This window comes from Kitasatospora sp. NPDC097605, assembly GCF_040302725.1.
Classification (GTDB): domain Bacteria; phylum Actinomycetota; class Actinomycetes; order Streptomycetales; family Streptomycetaceae; genus Kitasatospora.
Window position 1 is genome coordinate 105,886 of record NZ_JBEOSF010000004.1, and the last position, 16,311, is coordinate 122,196.

The window sequence follows — 16,311 nt, forward strand, 5'->3', positions numbered from 1 at the left end:
TCGTGCATCCCTTCGCCTATGCCCGGGCCACCGACGTCGCCCAGGCGGTCGCCGAGGCCACCGCCGACCCGCACACCTCGTACCTCGCCGGCGGGACCACGCAGCTGGACCTCATGAAGGACGGGGTGCTGAGGCCCGGGCGGCTCCTCGACATCACCCGCCTCCCGCTCGGCGGCATCACGCACACCGGGACCACGATCCGGGTCGGCGCGCTGACGACGATGGAGGAACTCGCCGCCGACACCGTCGTGCGCGAACGCCTGCCGTTCGTCCGGGAGGCCCTGCTGCTCGGGGCGTCGACCCAGCTGCGCAACATGGCCACGATCGGCGGCAACCTGCTCCAGCGGGCCCGCTGCCGCTACTTCCGGGACCCCACGGTCCCCGCCTGCAACAAGCGCGCACCCGGGTCCGGCTGCGCCGCCGTCGACGGCATGCACCGCATGCACGCCGTCCTCGGCACCAGCGACCACTGCATCGCCCTGCACGCCTCGGACCTGGCGGTGCCCCTGGCGGCCCTCGACACCGTCGTCCACCTCCAGGGCACCGACGGCCCGCGGTCGGTCCCGCTCACCCGGTTCCACCTCCCGCCGGGAGACTCCCCGCACGTCGAGAACGTGCTGCGGCACGGCGAGCTGATCACCGCGGTCGAGATCCCGCTCCTTCCGGCCGCCGCGCGCTCGCACTACCTCAAGGTCCGCGACCGAGCCTCGTACGAGTTCGCCCTGACCTCGGCCGGCGTGGCCCTCGTCCTGGAGGACGGGCTCGTCCGGGAGGCGCGCGTCGCGCTCGGCGGCGTGGGCACCGTGCCCTGGCGTGCCTGGGGCGCCGAGGAGGTGCTGCGCGGCTCCCGCGCGACCGCGGAGGTGTTCCGCGCGGCGGGGCGGGCCGCACTGGAAGGCGCCCGGCCGCTGCCGGGCACCGCGTTCAAGGTGGACCTGGCCGAGCGCACCCTCGTCCGCACCCTCGAGACGGTGGCAGGAGCACGATCATGACGACCCTCGGGACCGGTGGCATCGTCGGCGCGGGCATCGAGCGCGTGGACGCCCCGCTGAAAGTGACCGGGGGGGCGCGCTACCCCAACGACTTCTCCCTGCCCGGCATGGTCCACGCCGCCCTGGTGGGCAGCACCGTCGCCGCCGGACGCATCCGGGACATCGACGTGTCGCGGGCCGGGGCGGCCCCGGGCGTGCTGGCGGTCATCACCCACCTTACCGCGCCCGAGCTGGCGCGCGGTCCGCTGACGCTCTTGGGCGGATCGCCGCCGGCGCCGCTGCAGGACGACCGGATCCTCCACCACGGCCAGCACGTCGCCGTCGTCGTCGCCGAGAGCGCCGAGCAGGCGCGGCACGCGGCGCGGCTGGTGCATGTCGACTACGAGGCGACCAAGGCCGTGCTCGACCTCGACGACCCCCGGGCCGAGATCGTGGACGATCCGTGGGGACTGGACACCCGCAAGGGCGACGTCGCCGCCGGCTTCGCCCGGGCCGACGTCGTCGTCGAGGGCACGTACACCACCCCCGACAACACCAACAACCCGCTGGGGCTGATGACCACGCTGGCGTCGTGGCACGGCGACGCGCTCACGGTTCACGACTCCACCCAGTGGCCGCACAACGTCCGCACCACGCTGGCCGTCGTCTTCAAGGTGCCCGAGAGCGGCATCCGGGTCCTCGCGCCGTTCGTCGGCGGCGGCTTCGGAGCCGGACTGCGGGTGTGGCCGCACGTCATCCTCACCGCGCTGGCGGCCCGGCAGGTCGGGCGGCCCGTCAAGCTCGTCCTGACCCGCCCCCAGATGTTCACCTCGGTGGGACACCGGCCGAACAGCGTCCAGCGGATCAGGATCGGTGCCACGCGCGACGGCGACCTCCTCGCCATCGAGCACCACGGCCTGTCCTCGGTGGCCATGGAGGACGACGACTACGAACCGGTGTCGTTCGGCTCGGCCGTCGCCTACGCCTGTCCCCATGTGCTCACCGAGGACAAGCAGGCGCGGCTCAACATCCCCTGCCCCGGCTCCATGCGGGCACCGGCCGAGGGCCAGGGCAACTTCGCCCTGGAGTCGGCCATCGACGACGTCGCCCACGCCGTCGGCATGGACCCCGTGGAGTTCCGGCTGCGCAACCTCGCCCAGGAGCACCCGCTGTCGGGCCTGCCCTGGTCGAGCAACGCGCTGCGGGAGTGCTACCTGCGGGGCGCCGAGCGCTTCGGCTGGTCCCGGCGCACTCCGGAACCCGGTTCGATGCGGGACGGCCGCTGGCTCGTCGGATACGGCGTGGCCGGTGTCTCCTACCCCTTCTACCAGGTGCCCTGCCAGGCACGCGTCTCGGTGCGCCGGGACGGCTCGGCCTATGTGCGCAGCGCCGCCGTCGACATCGGCACCGGTACGTACACGGTGATGACCCAGCTGGCGGCCGGGCTCCTCGGCCTGGAGATCGACCGGGTCCGCTTCGACCTCGGCGACTCCGACATGCCGTACGCGCCCCAGGCGGGCGGCTCCGGCCTCACCGGCGCGCTCGCCAACGCCGTCCACGCGGCGTGCCGGCGGCTGGTGCGGGAGTTCCTGGACGTGGTGGCCGACGACCCCGCCTCCCCGCTGCGGGGGGCGGTGCCCGGCGACGTCACCATCGCCGGGGGACGCCTCCACCGCACCGGGGACCCGACCGGGGGAGAGTCCTTCGTCGACATCCTGGCCCGCCACGGACTGGAGGAGCTGAGCGCCGACGGCAGGAGCACACCTCCCCGGTCCGAGGACCTGGGGATGGCCCTCGCGGGTGCCTTCGGAGCGAAGTTCGTCGAGGTGCGCGTCGACCCGGCGCTCGGCCTGCTGCGCGTCGCCCGGGTGGTGTCCGCGATCGACGGCGGGCGGATCCTCAACGAGAGGACCGCCGCAGGCCAGATCATCGGCGGCACGGTCGGCGGCATCAGCCAGGCCCTGTTCGAGGAGACCCTCACCGACCAGGGCACCGGGCGCATCGCCAACGCCACCTTCGGCGACTACCTCATGCCCGTCAACGCGGACGTGCCCGACATGGACGTGCTGTTCGTGGGCGGTCCCGACCGCGCGACGGCCGTCGGCACCAAGGGCGTCGGCGAGATCGGTCTGGTCGGGCTCGCCGCGGCCATCGGCAACGCCGTCCGCCACGCCACGGGCCGGCGCCTGCGCTCCCTGCCCTTCACCATCGACCAGCTCATGCTCTGAGCCGCGTTCGTGCTCCGAACCGCGGGGAACCGTAAGGAGGAAGACATTGCTGGACATCGCCGGCTCCGTCGACGGGTGGCTCGGGCAGGGCCGGGACTTCGCCGTGGCGACCGTCGTCGGGGTCAGCGGAAGCGCGCCCCGGGAACCCGGCGCCGCGCTGGCCGTGGACCGCGAGGGCGCCGCCGTCGGGTCGGTCTCCGGCGGGTGTGTCGAGGGCGCCGTGTACGAGCTGTGCCGGCAGGCCCTGGAGGACGGCCGGCCCGTGCGCGAGAGCTTCGGCTACAGCGATGAGACCGCGTTCGCGGTGGGCCTGACCTGCGGCGGCGTCATCGACGTCCTCGTGGTACCCGTCCGGGCCGGCGGACCGGAGCGGACGGTGGTCGCCTCGGCCCTGTCCGCCGTCCGCTCGGGCGAGCCGGTCGCGCTCGCCCGGGTCGTCGACGGGCCGGCTGAGCTGCTGGGACACGGGCTGGTCGTCCGCCCCGACGGATCGTACGAAGGCACCCTGGACGGTCAGGGCCCGCTCACCCGCAGCGCGTCGGCGCAGGCCCGGGCCATGCTCGACGCCGGGCGCACCGGCACGGTCGTGCTGGGCGGGGACGAGACAAACCCCGGTCGGCCGCTCACCCTCCTGGTCGAGGTTCGTGTCACGCCGCCGCGAATGATCGTGTTCGGCGCCGTCGACTTCGCCGCAGCGCTCGTCCGGCTGGGCAAGTACCTCGGCTACCACGTCACCGTGTGCGACGCGCGCCCGGTGTTCGCGACCCGTGCGCGCTTCCCGGAGGCCGACGACGTGGTCGCCGACTGGCCGCACCGCTATCTGGAGGCCACCGAGGTCGACCACCGGACGGTGCTGTGCGTCCTGACGCACGACGCCAGGTTCGACGTGCCGCTGCTCGAACGGGCGCTGCGGTCGCCGGTCGCCTACGTCGGGGCCATGGGGTCCCGGCGTACCCACGAGGACCGCCTGGCGAGGCTGCGCGAGTCCGGTCTCTCGGAGCGTGAGATCGGCCGGCTGCGCTCGCCGATCGGTCTGGATCTCGGCGCGCGCACCCCGGAAGGGACGGCCGTGTCCATCGTGGCGGAGATCATCGCCGAGCGGCACGGGGGCACCGGGCTGCCCCTGACGGGCACGCGCCTGCCCATCCACCGGGACGGGGAACGGCTTCCGCCGCCCCGTCCCCGGCCGGTGGCGTCCACCGCCGCCCACCGGTCCGCGTGACCGGTGACGGACAGCGGGGCCGGCGCCGGCACCCGGCGGACAGGGGGTCCGTCCGGGCATCAACGATCATCGGAGGCTGTTGTGCAGGTGTGGTTCATCACCGGGGCGTCCCGTGGATTCGGCCTGGAGATCGCCCGCCGGGCACTGGCCGACGGCGACGCCGTCGTCGCCACGGCACGTGACCCGAAGGCGGTCCGCGAGGCGCTGCCCGACGCCGGGGAGCGGCTGCTGGCCGTCGCCCTCGACGTGACCGACGAGGCCGGCGTCCGGGAGGCGGTCGCGGCGGCGGTGGAACGCTTCGGGCGGATCGACGTCCTCGTCAACAACGCCGGCCGGGGCCTCGTCGGCGCGGTGGAGGAGGCCTCCGACGAGGAGGCCCGGGCCGTGTTCGACACCAACGTCTTCGGACTGCTGGCCGTCAGCCGGGCCGTCCTGCCCGTCATGCGCCGCCGGCGCTCCGGCCGCGTCATCAACATCAGCTCGGTCGGAGGCTTCACGGCCGGCGCGGGCTGGGGCGTCTACGCCGGGACCAAGTTCGCCGTGGAGGGCATCAGCGAGGCGATGCGGGCGGAACTCCTGCCCCTGGGCATCCTCACCACGGTGGTGGAGCCCGGCGTGTTCCGCACCGACTTCCTCGACGGCAGCTCCCTGCACCACACCCGGCAGACGATCGAGGACTACTCCGGTTCGGCCGGCCAGACCCGCGACTGGGCCCGGCAGACCAACCACGCGCAGCCCGGCGACCCGGCCAAGGCCGCCGCCGCCATCGTCGCGCTCGCCCGGGCCGAGGAGCCGCCGCTGCGCCTGCAGCTCGGCGCGGACTGCGTGGCCCGGGTCGAGGCCAAACTCGCGGCGGTCGCCGATGAGCTCGCCGTCTGGCGCGGACTCTCCCTGTCCACCGGCTACGACTCTCCCGCCTGAGTGGCCGGAGCCGTCCCGCGCGTGCGCGGCCCGATGCCGGTTGGTCACGCCGCCGGGACCCGCCCGGCGCCCCGGGGGTGCGCGCCGCGCCGTGTGTTCCACGCCGCGAGCGGCCGCAGGGCGTCCACCAACTCCTGGCCGTCCGGCGACAGTTGGTAGAGGATCTGGACCGGCGTGGTGGGGATGACGGTGCGTTCGACGAGGCCCGCCGCCTCCAGTTCCTTCAGGCGCTGGGAGAGCAGCCGGTCGGAGACTCCGGTGATCAGGGCCCGGTACTCGCCGAAGCGGCGGGCGCCCTGGGCGGCGGCCTGAAGGACCGAGCCGGTCCAGCGGCGCCCGATCAGTTCGAGGGTGCCCGCGAAGCTCGGGCAGGTGTCGTCATGAATGGCATCCACTTACCAAAGATTAGCACCTTACCCGTCGCTTCGGCTTTGAAGCGATCCGGAGGACCGTAGACCCATGACCGACTACCAACGGCCGCTCTCCTTCGGAGTGAGCCTCGAACCCGCCGCCGTGGCATGGCCCTTGACCCGGCTCCTGGCCCGCCGGGCGGAGGACGCGGGCCTCGACCACATCGCCGTCCAGGACCACCCCTACCAGCCCGGCCACCTGGACGCCTGGACCCTGATCTCCCACATGGCCGCCCTCACCGACCAGATCTCCTTCCTCACCGACGTCGCCGACCTCCAGCTGCGGCCGCCGGTGATGCTCGCCAAGGCCGCCGCCTCGCTGAGCGTGCTCACCGGCGGACGGGTCCATCTCGGTGTCGGCGGCGGCGGGATCCCCGACGCCATCGCCTCGATGGGCGGCCCGGCGCGGCGCGGCCAGGACATGGTGGCGTACGCCGAGGAGTCCCTCGGACTGCTGCGCACCGCCCTGGCCGGCGGCGCCGTCCGGCTCGACAGCCCCTACCACGCGGTCGGCGGCTACCAGGCCGGGCCGGTGCCCCCGGAGCCCGTCGGGCTCTGGCTCGGCGCCCAGGGACCGAAGATGCTCGCGCTGGCCGGCCGGGCGGCCGACGGCTGGATCTCCCCGCTGAACATCTACGTCCCGCCGCAGGAGGTGCCGTCCCGCCAGCGGATCATCGACGAGGCGGCCGTGGCGGCGGGCCGCGACCCGAGCACACTGCGCCGCGTCTACAACGTGACCGGCGCGATCGGCTCGCTCGGCGCGCACCGGACCGGCCACGGGCTCGTGGGCGAGGTTCGCCAGTGGGTGGACACCCTCACCGAGTGGACCGTGGAACTCGGCTTCGACACCTACGTGTTCTGGCCGGCCGCCGACCCCGAGCACCAGCTCGCGCCCTTCACCGACGAGGTCGTGCCCGCCGTGCGCGAGCGCGTCGACGCCGAGCGGAGCGGGCGGTGAAGAGCGCCCTGGGGACCCTTCCGGCGGCCCTGGCCGGGAAGGTGGTCACCCCCGACGACCGGCGCTACCCGCTGCTCCGCTCCACCTACACCACCGTCGGCAGCCCGGCCGCCGTCGTCAGGCCGCAGTCCCCGGGCGACATAGCCGCCGCGCTGCGGCTCGCGCGGGAGACGGGGCTGCGGGTGGCGGTCCGCAGCGGCGGGCACGGCCTGTCCGGCAGCGGCACCAACGACGGAGGGCTCGTCACCGACCTGGGCGCCCTGCACCAGGTCGAGGTCCTCGACCGCGCCTCCCGGCTGGTCCGCGTCGAGGCGGGCGCCCGCTGGGCCCGGGTCGCCCAGGCGCTCGCCCCGCACGGGCTCGCCATCAGCTCGGGCGACCACGGCAACGTCGGCGTCGGCGGCATCGCCACCGGGGGAGGGGTCGGCTGGCTGGTGCGGCGGTACGGACTCACCATCGACCACGTCCGCGCCGTCGAGGTCGTCCTGCCGGACGGGACGTTCGTCCGCGCCGACGCCGCGATCGAGCCCGAACTGTGGTGGGTGATGCGCGGGGCCGGCGCGGGAGCCGGGATCGCGGTGGCCTTCGAGATCGAGGCCATGGAGCTTGGTGACGTCGGCTACGCGCAGTTGGCCGCAGCCGTCGACCCGGCCGGGGAGACGCTGCGGCGCTGGGCCGAGGTCATGGAACGGGCTCCGCGCGAGCTGTCGACTGCGGTGACGCTCGCCTCGCGGGGCACCGGCACCACGGCGTTCATCACCGCGGTCGTGGCCTCGGACAGCCCTGCCGTCATCCGCGACGCCGTCGAACCGCTGCTCGGCATCGGGGACGTGACGGCCCAGGAAGCCCACGTGGCCCCCTACACGGCGCTGGTCCCCGCCCAGCACTTGCACGCCAACACCGGACGGATGCCGTCCAGCACGACCAACGGACTGCTCACCGGGATGACCCCGGACGCCGCGCGCGCTCTGGTCACGGCGTCGGCCGCCCCCGATCCCGTCCTGATCCAGCTGCGCTCGCTCGGCGGCGCGAGCCACGACCCCGACCCCTCGGCGACGGCGTTCGCCCACCGCCACCAGAACACCCTCGTCATCGCCTCGGCCTTCCCGCCGAACCAGCGCAGCACGCTGCACGCCGCGTGGGCCCCGGTCGCCCCGCACACCGAGGGCGCCTACGTGAACTTCGAGAGCGCCCGCGACGAAGCCGCCTTCGCCCGCGCCTACCCCGGACCGACCGGCACCCGCGTCGCCGGCCTGTGGAACCGCTACGACCCCGACGGCATCCTGCGCCCCGCGCCCTGAGCACCAAGGAGAGAACAGTGAGCTTCCCCTTCCCCGTCCCCGACGAGAGCGACCCGCGCTGGACGCGCGAGGGCGGCGTCCACGTCCGCCGCGGCGAGGGCACCGCGCGCTGGCTCGCCGGCGACACCTACACGATCATGGCGACTGCCGACGATACCAACGGCGCCCTGGGCTTCGCCAAGGCCGTCGTCCCGCCGGGCGGCGGACCGGTCGCGCACGCCCACGGCAACGAGGACGAGGCGTTCTACCTCCTCGACGGCGAACTGGAGTTCCTCCTGGGCGCGAGGACCTTCACGGTCACCAGCGGGGACTTCGTCTTCGTCCCGCGCAACACGCGCCACCGGTTCAAGAACGTGGGCGACCAGGACGCGACCTTCCTGTTCCTGTACACCCCGGGAGGCCACGAGCGGTTCTTCCTCAGGAACGGGGACGCGCCCGTCGAGGGCGAGACGTCACTTCCCTGGGGTCCCGAGCGGTACGCCGCCCTGGTCGACGGGCTCCTCGCGGAGAACGTGACGATCCTTCCCGAGGACTGACAGGAGCCTTCGATGTTCATCGCCACCCTGATCGTCACCACCCTGTTCGCCCTGGTCCTGTTCTTCTCCGCGTACGGCAAGCTCGTCCGGGACCCCCAGCAGATGAGGACACTCGACCACGTCGGATTCCCGGCGCGGTGGGTGCCCCTGCTGGCGGCGGCGGAGACCGCCGGCGCCGCGGGGATCCTCATCGGCCTCGCCTGGCCGCCGCTGGGCGTGGCCGCAGCCCTCGGGCTCATCGGGTACTTCACCGGCGCCGTCGCCTCCCACCTGCGGGTCCGTGACTGGCGGATCCAGTCCTCGGCCGTGCTCCTGCTCGTGGCCGTGGCGACGCTCGTCCTGCGCCTCGCCTCGTTCTGAGCGGTCCCGGTCCAACCCTGAAGAGAAGGAGAGAGTGGCCATGACGTTCGGAATCCCGGCCGTGCCCGACCAGGACGACCCCCGCTGGACCCGCCGCAATGGCGTCTTCGTCCGCCGCGACGAGGGCGTCACCAAGTGGATGATCGGCGACACCACCACCGTCAAGATCAGCTCGGCGCAGACCGGCGGCGCGCTGGGCGTCCTGGAGACATCCGTGCCGCCTGGCGGCGGTGCGATCCCGCACGCCCACGGCCGCGAGGAGGAGGCGTTCTACGTGCTCTCCGGGGACTTCGACTTCGTCAACGGCGACGAGATCGTCAAGGCGGGCCCTGGGGACCTCCTCTTCGTCCCCCGGGGAAACCGGCACGGTTTCACCAACACCGGTGACCTGCCCGGCCGACTGCTCACCTTCATCATGCCCGGCGGCCACGAGGGCTTCTGGCTCGACAACGGCATCGACCCGGAGCCCGGTAAGGCGGCGCCTCCCCTGACTCCGGAGGACCTCATGGCCCTCACGGCGGAGCTGGCCAGGCACCAGGTGACGATCATGCCCGACCGGGAGCCCTGACCCCCCTCACAGGGAGTCCACGAGCCCGCCGTCGATGACGAAGTCGGCGCCCGTGATGTTCGCGGCGCCGGGACCGGCGAGGAACAGGACGAGGTCCGCGACCTCCGCCGGGCGGGTGAAGCGGCCGGTCGCGGACTGGGCCGCGGCGGCGCGGGCCACATCGTCGGAGCCGACACCACGGGACCGTCCGACCGTGGCGGCGACGCCATCGGCGCCCTGCCACAGTGCGGTCTCCACCGGGCCGGGGCCGATCGTGTTCACCCGTACGCCTCGCGGCCCCACCTCCTTGGACAGGGCCTTGCAGAAGTTGGTCAACGCCGCCTTGGCAGCGCCGTAATCGATGACCAGAGGGTCCGGCAGCCGGGCATTGACCGAGGAGACGGTGATGATGCGTCCCGCACCGGAGGCGAGCAGGTGCGGCAGGGCGGCCCGGGTGGCGCGGACGGCGGCCAGGAGGTTGACGCTCAGGGCCCAGTCCCAGTCCTCGTCCGTCACGCTCAGGAAGCCGTCCACCCTCGGGCGCACCGCTCCGACGTTGTTCACCAGCACGTCGATCCCTCCTTGGAGCCCGGCGGCCCTGGTGATCAGCTCGGCCGGACCGCCCGGCGTCGCGAGATCGACTTCCACGACGGTGAGGTCCGCGCCCTGCTCCACGTGCGCGTCGAGGGCCTCGGTGCGTGCCCGAGATCCCGCGACGACGTGGCATCCCGCCGCGAGGAACCCCTCGGTGATCGAGAGCCCGATGCCGCGCCCGGCCCCGGTGACGACGACCGTCTGGCCGGCCAGACCGTCGTCGTCACCGGGCCCTGCCGCTCGCGACGGTGTGGAAGGGGTCATCGCAAGGTCTCCACGGTCTGTCGTGCCGGCCCGCGCGTCCGTGAACGAGGACGACGGGGACCGAGGCTGTCACGGCTGGAGCCTCTCTGCGCGTGCGTGCGCGGGTGCTCCGACCCGGTATGTCCATATCAGACCGGAACCTTGGCCGACCCGCATCAGGAAGGAGCCGAGGTTGTTCACGGTCAGCCGCCTGATGTGCCGCGGGCCGGGCGTGAACGCGCCAACCGCGGTACTTCGCAGCGTCGCCGAGGAGCTGAACCACGCCGGCTTGCCGAGTGGCCGATGATCGCGGGGCCGTCGTTGCCCAGCAGATCAAGGCGCGGGGTCGGGGAGGATCTCGGTGGCGTAGCGCTCCATCAGCTCCGTCGGGGGTTCCGCGATGCTGAGCTGCCGGACGGGCGGGGCGGTTCCGGGCTCGGCCGGGGTGGCGTCGGCGAGGAGGAGCTCCTCGATGCCACCCGGAGTGAAGAAGAAGATCATCTTGGCTGCGTGGTAGCCGCGGTTGCGGAAGCGGTGCCGGGTGCCGCGCGGGACGAAGAAGAATCCGCCGGGCCCGGCGGTCACGGTCTCGTCGCCGTTGAGGAACTCCAGCTCGCCGGAGATCACGTAGAACGCCTCGTCGTGGTCGTTGTGGACGTGCGGCGCGGGCCCGCCCTCGGGCGGCACCGTCGCCTCCAGGAACGTCAGTGCCCCGTTGGTCTCCCGGCCGCCGACCTTGAGGGTGTAGGTGTCGGCGTACACCCAGGCCGTCTCCCCCTGTCCGCTGGGCACGTAGACCGCGTCGCGCCTCGTGTACCGGGGGTCCGTCGCGTAGGGATCGATCAGGCTCATGGCTTCTCCTTCGTTTCCGAGCGGAGTATCCTAACGATCGTTATTAAACTATTCCGCGGCCGTGGGGACGTGTCAACAGGGCCGTCGACAGGCCGAGGGAGAACCCCGCTCTCCGTAGGGTCACCGCGACTCCGGTCGGCGCAGGAAGAACAGGGGACGTTCATGCCGGGTGGTCGGCCTCGCGGCTACGACGCCGAACTCGCGCTGGAAGCGGCCATGCTGACCTTCTGGGCCCGGGGCTACGAGGGCACCGCCATGGCCGAACTCACGGCGGCCATGGGGATGAGCGCCCCCAGCATCTACGCCGCGTTCGGGGACAAGGAGGCCCTCTTCCGGAAGGCCGTCGAACGCTACATGGCGGGGCCGGGGGCCTATCTGCAGGCAGCCCTCGACCAGCCGACCACCGAGGCGCTGGTGCGCACTCTCCTGCACTCCGCCGTGGAGGCGGTCGCCGGGGAGCACACCCCGCACGGCTGCCTGGTCGTGCAGGGCGCACTCGCTGCGGGTCCTCGCTCGGCCGAGGTCCGGAAGTACCTCGCCAGGCTCCGGGAGGAGGGGGTGACGTGCCTGGCCGACCGGCTGAGGTCCTTCCCCGCGGCCGACGGCCTGCCTTCCGGCTCCGACCCCTCGGCCCTCGCGCGGCTCCTGGTCGCGCTCGTCCAAGGGCTCGCCGTTCAGGCCGCCTCGGGTGTGCCGCGTGAAGCGCTCCACGCCGTCGCGGAGCAGATGATCACCTGCTTGCCGCGTCGGGCGGATTGAACCCGCGGACGTCGGACGGCAGTGGCCCGATGCGTCGGGCCACACCTCCCGCTTCGGCAGTTCCACTGCGTGCTCGTCCCGCTCCAGCTCCCTGCGGTCCGGAGCTTGCCAGGACCGGCCGTGCCGCTTCAACAGTTGCCATACGGTCGCAATCGACAGCCGCATGGGCCCCATCGCCACTGAGCAGCCCGGCAGTTCGCCCGCCTGGTCCGGGGCGGCGGGCTGAGGTCACGGACGACGGCTGAAGGAAGTGGTTCAGGCGACATCGGCTCTCGGATTGGCGGGACGAGGGGGCCCGGATCCGATCCGGGCGCGGACGAGCTCGACCGGGCCCCGGAACCAGCCCAGCTTCTCCACCCACCAGGTGAGGCCGGCCGCCCGGTACGGGGCGACGACCATCGCGTCGGTGTCCTGCTGGGACCCGGAGGTCAGGCCCTCCATGACGACGTCGAACGGCCTGTTCCGGATGCTCTGTTGGGCGTGGACGTAGGAGACCACGGCTTCCAGGTCGGAAGGGGGCATCATCTGGGTGTGGCCCAGCCCCGCCCGGGTGGGGAAGGCGCCGTCCCAGCGTGCGGCCCGCCGCATGGGGCGTCGCGAGGGCCAGGTGCCGGCGATCCACACCGGGATGCGGGGACGTTGCGGGCTCACCGGCTGGAAGGCGAGGTCCGTGACGGTGAACCAGCGGCCGTGGAAGGTGAACGGGTGGCCCGCCCACAGGCCGTCGAGGACCTGGAGGGCCTCGTCCAGCTTCTCCGCACGCACCCGTGGGTCCGGATCGTGGCCCAGCGCCTGGAACTCGGCGGCGGAGGACCCCAGGCCGGCGCCGAAGACCAGCCGTCCGCCGCTGAGGAGGTCCAGCGTGACGGTCGCGCGGGCGACTTCGGCGGGATGCTTGAGGGCGAGCACGTTCACCATGACGCCCAGCCGCAGGCGCTCGGTGTCGGCGGCGATCGTGGCCAGGGTGGTCCACGAGTCGGTGACATGTTCGTCCGGGTGTTCCGCGACCTGGCCGTCCCAAGAGGAAGAAGCCGTCCCAGCCGGACCGCTCCGCGAGCACTCCCAGGTCGCGCAGCAGACGGGGATCCGCGTACTCGCGCCTGTTGGGCAGCCCGACGGCGTATCGCAGCGGCTGTTGCGGCGTGGCGTCCATCGCTCGTCGCCTTCCTGATCGGACAGGACGGTCGCCGACGCGACCGGCTCCACCCTCGATGATGTCGGCTGTGCGACGACCGGGACAACCGGAAGGGCGTCGCTCCGGTCACCTGGCCAGGCGACCGGAGACGGGTGCGTGGACGCCTCTCCGACGTCGCGGCCGCTCGCTGTCCAGTCGTCGGGGGATCGCCCACCCAGGCAGTCGGACGCATGTGAATCAGCAGCCGGATTCCATGAACCACCGCAGGTCAGCGGCCCTTCCGCAAGCCGATTGCCAGGTACGGTGCTAGGGTCGATTGGGAGCCTTCCCCGACTCGGGCGCGGAGGACGTAGAGGGTGCCCTCCTGATGAGCGGTCGGTGGGAACACACCACGGACCGCCAGCGGGGAGTTGCAGCGCGGAGGCTGGCAATCAGCGGCATGTCTCCACTGTCCACGTGAAGTCGTTCATCAGCTCGTCCATGCCGCGATCGACCAGGGCAACCGTCTCGGTCCATCCGCCCTGCGGCATGTCTGCCCGCGTCGCGCCTTCCGGAAGGTTGAGGTCCGACCAGCGGTCCAAGACCAGGCGCTCGGCCTTCGTCGCGAGATGTCCCGGGAGTAGTTCCTTCGCTATCAGCGTCCAACCGTGGCGCTTGTGCTCGGTCAATCGGTCACTGCTCTCGTTGCAGATCCCGATCTTCCCGGCAGCTAGGCCAGCGTGGATCACCAGGTAGAGATAGCCCGGCTTGTCCGGCTGAAAGCCGTGTTGTGCGCAGTGGATGCAAGGGGCGCGGTGCCGTTGGATCACCTTGTCCAGAGTCGGCTGACGATCTCGCCACAGACCAGATGCTCGGCCCTCCACGGCTTCTTAACGCCGCCCGGGAAGCCTTTGAGCGGCCGAAGCCCCGCATTCTCCATGATTGTCACGGCGGTGTCGGGATCAGTCGCCCGCTGCGCGCAGAATCGGCATTTGTACTTCGTCTTGCGGGCGTTGGTCAGGGTCGGGTCGACAATCAGCCGGCACGTCGTGCAGCGGCTGCGCCAGTTCTCGTTCACCCCCGGGTACGGCACCAGCGGTAGCAGCCCAAACGACAGCATCTCGTCACGAGCCTCGTTGGCGTCCAACGGGGCCGTGCCCGAGCAGTGGAAGCAGGCACCGTTGCCCCGGTGGGCAACGCTGCTGTACCAAACATCGAGCTCTCGATGACAGTTGTTGCAGCGGCACCGCCACGTCTTGTCCGTTCCCGGGAACGGCTCCAACGGCTCGACATCGGCCTTCCGGATATTTGCTATGGCCGTCTCGGGCTTCACCCGACGCTTCTCGGCCGCCGCTCGCGAGCTCGCGATCTGACCGCAAATGAAGCATGGGCCTTGCCTCTTGGTGACCACACTGGAATAGGAGGATGTGGTCAAGTGGCCGGCCTTGTGGCAGATGCCGGCCCACGGCTTGTCGGACCCCGGGTACGGTACCTGCGGATCGGTGCCGCGGTCTCGCATCTCCTGCGCCCTGGCTATCGGGTCGATCTTGCTCAATGTCACTCCCGCCGCTCGCTGCGAGTCTGCGACGCTACAACGAGCCACTGACAAAGCATCATTGACGTTGCAACTGCAGCGCGCTGACATCCTCGACGGTTTCCTTGCCGGAATCGGACTTTCCCTCGTCCTCCCGCCGCCATCCCCCTGAAGCGCCGAGGTCGGTAGCACGGGACTCCGGCCCGGTCAAACGGCTCCCCGCGTGTCACTCTCCGGGGTAGTTGCCGGTTGTCGTAGGGAGGGGTCCAGTGATCCAGCACTTCATGAGTGTCAAGGAGACTGCGGAGTACCTGAACATGTCGGTGGCGTGGGTGTACCGCGATGCTGGTCGCGCGGGTCTCGTGCCGTACAGGTTCGGGTGCGGGCGGAACGCCAAGTTGCAGTTCAAGGTGTCCGAGGTTCAGGCGTGGGTGAAGCAGCAGCGGCTGTCCGGTGGTTGAGGTCGCGTGACTGGCGTGCGGAGGCCCTGTCCCGGTCCGGGACAGGGCCTCCGCGCTTTCAGGCGGCGAGGCCGAGGTCGAGGAGTTCGGCGGCGCGGCTGATGGAGCCGGGCATGAGGTGGCGGTAGATCTTGAAGGTGACGTCGATGCTCTTGTGGCCCATCCACTCGGCCACGTCGGTGATGGGGAGGTTGTGGCCGAGGCAGTTCGAGGCGAAGAAGTGGCGGAGGCCGTAGACGACCATGCCGTCGGGGATCTCGACGAGGCCGTCGTTCTTGATCCGCTTCCACTGGTTCGCGATGTAGTGGTTGGGCATCGGCTTGGTCAGGTCGCGTGGGTGCCGGAGAAGGTAGCCGTCGATGGTGCCGTAGGTGTCGGCGTACGACTCGATGGAGTGCCGGACGCGGGCGGCGAGGGGGACGTCGCGGTAGTCGCCGGCCTTGCGGTGCTTGAGGGGCGCGTAGGTCTTGGTGGTCTGGTTGACCTGCTCGGTGATGCGGTAGACATCGTCGGCGACGATGTTGTTGATGTTGACGGCCAGGGCCTCGCCGTTGCGCATGCCGCAACCGCTCATGAGGTCGGCGACGAGGCGGAAGGTGTCGTCGCCGGCGGTGCGTATGTCCCGGATCTGCGGGGCGGAGGGGATGACGGCGCGCTTGGGGTCGTACTGCGGGGGCTTGACGCCGTCGAGCGGGCTGTCGTCGTAGAGGCCGAGGCGGTGGGCGTCCAGCAGGATCGACTTGAGCTTGTCGAAGGCGTTGGACTGGGTGGCGAGGCCGACGCCGTTGCGCTCCATGGTCTGGATGAAGGCCTCGACGACCTTGTGGTCGAAGGTGCCCATCCGGCGGCTGCGGAAGGCGGGGTAGAGGTGGTGGACGAGCAGTGAGTCGAGGTGGCGGAGGGAGCTGGGGCTGAGGTCGCGCTGGCCGGCCTTCCACTCGGTGACGTACTCGTGGAACTGCATCGGGCTGTACTGCTGGACGCGGGCGGCCTTGTGCTGGCTCTGCGGGTTGTTCTTGCGGGCCTGGTAGACCTCGGCGAGGCGGGACTTCGCCTTGTCCTGGGTGGCGAAGCCGGACTCCTCGGTCTGCCGTCCGGCCGCGTTGCGGTAGCGGATCTTGTACTCGTGCGGGCACCTCGGCCACCGGCTCTCGGGGTGCTCGCACTCCTTGAAGAAGCTGCCCATGCCGCGGACGAGGTTGATGGTGGCCATGGTGTCGACTCCCGGGCGTCTTGCTGACCTTTCGCTGACCCCGGATGGTCGATCAGGCCTCTGACCTGGGAAGAACCGTGAAACGCG

General features: G+C 71.7%; 18 protein-coding genes and 1 pseudogene. 11 read left to right on the top strand and 8 right to left on the bottom strand.

Going from position 1 to position 16,311, the window contains the following annotated elements; all coding sequences use genetic code 11:
* The first annotated feature begins 2 nt into the window (after nt 1-2).
* From ABTX81_RS06040 to ABTX81_RS06055, 4 genes are all read left to right on the top strand, one after another.
* Nucleotides 3-992, top strand: a complete 990-nt coding sequence (locus ABTX81_RS06040; protein WP_350541820.1) for an FAD binding domain-containing protein — start codon at nt 3-5, stop codon at nt 990-992.
* Nucleotides 989-3,199, top strand: a complete 2,211-nt coding sequence (locus ABTX81_RS06045; RefSeq protein ID WP_350541822.1) for a xanthine dehydrogenase family protein molybdopterin-binding subunit — start codon at nt 989-991, stop codon at nt 3,197-3,199. Before ABTX81_RS06040 ends, ABTX81_RS06045 begins: the two co-directional genes overlap by 4 nt.
* Nucleotides 3,200-3,245: 46 nt before the next feature.
* Complete coding sequence (locus ABTX81_RS06050) at nt 3,246-4,421, top strand: XdhC family protein (RefSeq protein WP_350541824.1); 1,176 nt, start codon at nt 3,246-3,248, stop codon at nt 4,419-4,421.
* An 81-nt stretch (nt 4,422-4,502) separates the two neighbouring features.
* Entirely contained in the window at nt 4,503-5,342 is an 840-nt protein-coding gene (locus tag ABTX81_RS06055; protein ID WP_350541826.1) for an oxidoreductase, read from the top strand.
* Nucleotides 5,343-5,386: 44 nt separating this feature from the next.
* Here ABTX81_RS06055 and ABTX81_RS06060 read toward each other — a convergent pair whose 3' ends face one another.
* Nucleotides 5,387-5,737, bottom strand: coding sequence for a winged helix-turn-helix transcriptional regulator (locus ABTX81_RS06060; protein ID WP_350541828.1), 351 nt, complete (start codon nt 5,735-5,737; stop codon nt 5,387-5,389).
* A 64-nt stretch (nt 5,738-5,801) separates the two neighbouring features.
* On the opposite strand from ABTX81_RS06060, the gene ABTX81_RS06065 reads away from it, so the two are divergent.
* Genes ABTX81_RS06065 through ABTX81_RS06085 form a run of 5 tightly spaced genes read left to right on the top strand, consistent with a single transcriptional unit; the run spans nt 5,802 to nt 9,475 of the window.
* Entirely contained in the window at nt 5,802-6,710 is a 909-nt protein-coding gene (locus ABTX81_RS06065; RefSeq protein ID WP_350541830.1) for an LLM class flavin-dependent oxidoreductase, read from the top strand.
* Nucleotides 6,707-8,011: an FAD-binding oxidoreductase gene (locus tag ABTX81_RS06070; RefSeq protein ID WP_350541832.1), complete on the top strand. Its 1,305-nt coding sequence runs from the start codon at nt 6,707-6,709 to the stop codon at nt 8,009-8,011. Before ABTX81_RS06065 ends, ABTX81_RS06070 begins: the two co-directional genes overlap by 4 nt.
* Nucleotides 8,012-8,028: 17 nt before the next feature.
* The gene (locus tag ABTX81_RS06075; RefSeq protein WP_350541834.1) at nt 8,029-8,547 is read left to right on the top strand and encodes a cupin domain-containing protein; all 519 of its coding nucleotides are present in this window, start codon (nt 8,029-8,031) and stop codon (nt 8,545-8,547) included.
* Nucleotides 8,548-8,559: 12 nt separating this feature from the next.
* On the top strand, nt 8,560-8,907 hold the full coding sequence (locus ABTX81_RS06080) for a DoxX family protein (RefSeq protein WP_350541836.1): 348 nt from the start codon (nt 8,560-8,562) through the stop codon (nt 8,905-8,907).
* A 40-nt stretch (nt 8,908-8,947) separates the two neighbouring features.
* Nucleotides 8,948-9,475, top strand: coding sequence for a cupin domain-containing protein (locus tag ABTX81_RS06085; RefSeq protein ID WP_350541838.1), 528 nt, complete (start codon nt 8,948-8,950; stop codon nt 9,473-9,475).
* Between the two features lie 6 nt (nt 9,476-9,481).
* Here the strand turns inward: ABTX81_RS06085 and ABTX81_RS06090 are convergent, their stop codons facing one another.
* Together ABTX81_RS06090 and ABTX81_RS06095 are read right to left on the bottom strand one after the other, a co-directional pair.
* On the bottom strand, nt 9,482-10,312 hold the full coding sequence (locus tag ABTX81_RS06090) for an SDR family NAD(P)-dependent oxidoreductase (RefSeq protein WP_350541840.1): 831 nt from the start codon (nt 10,310-10,312) through the stop codon (nt 9,482-9,484).
* Between the two features lie 312 nt (nt 10,313-10,624).
* On the bottom strand, nt 10,625-11,143 hold the full coding sequence (locus ABTX81_RS06095; RefSeq protein ID WP_350541842.1) for a cupin domain-containing protein: 519 nt from the start codon (nt 11,141-11,143) through the stop codon (nt 10,625-10,627).
* A 216-nt stretch (nt 11,144-11,359) separates the two neighbouring features.
* Between ABTX81_RS06095 and ABTX81_RS06100 the strand changes: the two genes are divergently transcribed.
* Nucleotides 11,360-11,902, top strand: coding sequence for a TetR/AcrR family transcriptional regulator (locus ABTX81_RS06100; RefSeq protein WP_502892717.1), 543 nt, complete (start codon nt 11,360-11,362; stop codon nt 11,900-11,902).
* On the opposite strand, the pseudogene ABTX81_RS39600 reads toward ABTX81_RS06100, so the two are convergent.
* From ABTX81_RS39600 to ABTX81_RS06120, 4 genes and pseudogenes are all read right to left on the bottom strand, one after another.
* Nucleotides 11,900-12,061: pseudogene (locus ABTX81_RS39600) on the bottom strand (winged helix-turn-helix domain-containing protein); the annotation flags it as partial. The gene ABTX81_RS06100 and the pseudogene ABTX81_RS39600 overlap by 3 nt on opposite strands.
* Before the next feature lie 96 nt (nt 12,062-12,157).
* The gene (locus ABTX81_RS06110) at nt 12,158-13,108 is read right to left on the bottom strand and encodes an LLM class flavin-dependent oxidoreductase (protein ID WP_350541844.1); all 951 of its coding nucleotides are present in this window, start codon (nt 13,106-13,108) and stop codon (nt 12,158-12,160) included.
* A 360-nt stretch (nt 13,109-13,468) separates the two neighbouring features.
* Nucleotides 13,469-13,846 carry a hypothetical protein gene (locus ABTX81_RS06115; RefSeq protein ID WP_350541845.1) on the bottom strand — a complete coding sequence of 126 codons (378 nt, stop codon included), beginning with the start codon at nt 13,844-13,846 and terminating at the stop codon, nt 13,469-13,471.
* Nucleotides 13,843-14,571 carry a hypothetical protein gene (locus ABTX81_RS06120; protein ID WP_350541847.1) on the bottom strand — a complete coding sequence of 243 codons (729 nt, stop codon included), beginning with the start codon at nt 14,569-14,571 and terminating at the stop codon, nt 13,843-13,845. Before ABTX81_RS06120 ends, ABTX81_RS06115 begins: the two co-directional genes overlap by 4 nt.
* A 248-nt stretch (nt 14,572-14,819) precedes the next feature.
* Between ABTX81_RS06120 and ABTX81_RS06125 the strand changes: the two genes are divergently transcribed.
* Nucleotides 14,820-15,011, top strand: coding sequence for a helix-turn-helix domain-containing protein (locus ABTX81_RS06125; protein WP_350541849.1), 192 nt, complete (start codon nt 14,820-14,822; stop codon nt 15,009-15,011).
* Between the two features lie 58 nt (nt 15,012-15,069).
* On the opposite strand, the gene ABTX81_RS06130 is transcribed toward ABTX81_RS06125, so the two are convergent.
* Nucleotides 15,070-16,224 (bottom strand): tyrosine-type recombinase/integrase, encoded by a 1,155-nt coding sequence (locus ABTX81_RS06130; protein ID WP_350541851.1) that lies wholly within the window; start codon nt 16,222-16,224, stop codon nt 15,070-15,072.
* Between the last annotated feature and the right edge of the window lie 87 nt (nt 16,225-16,311).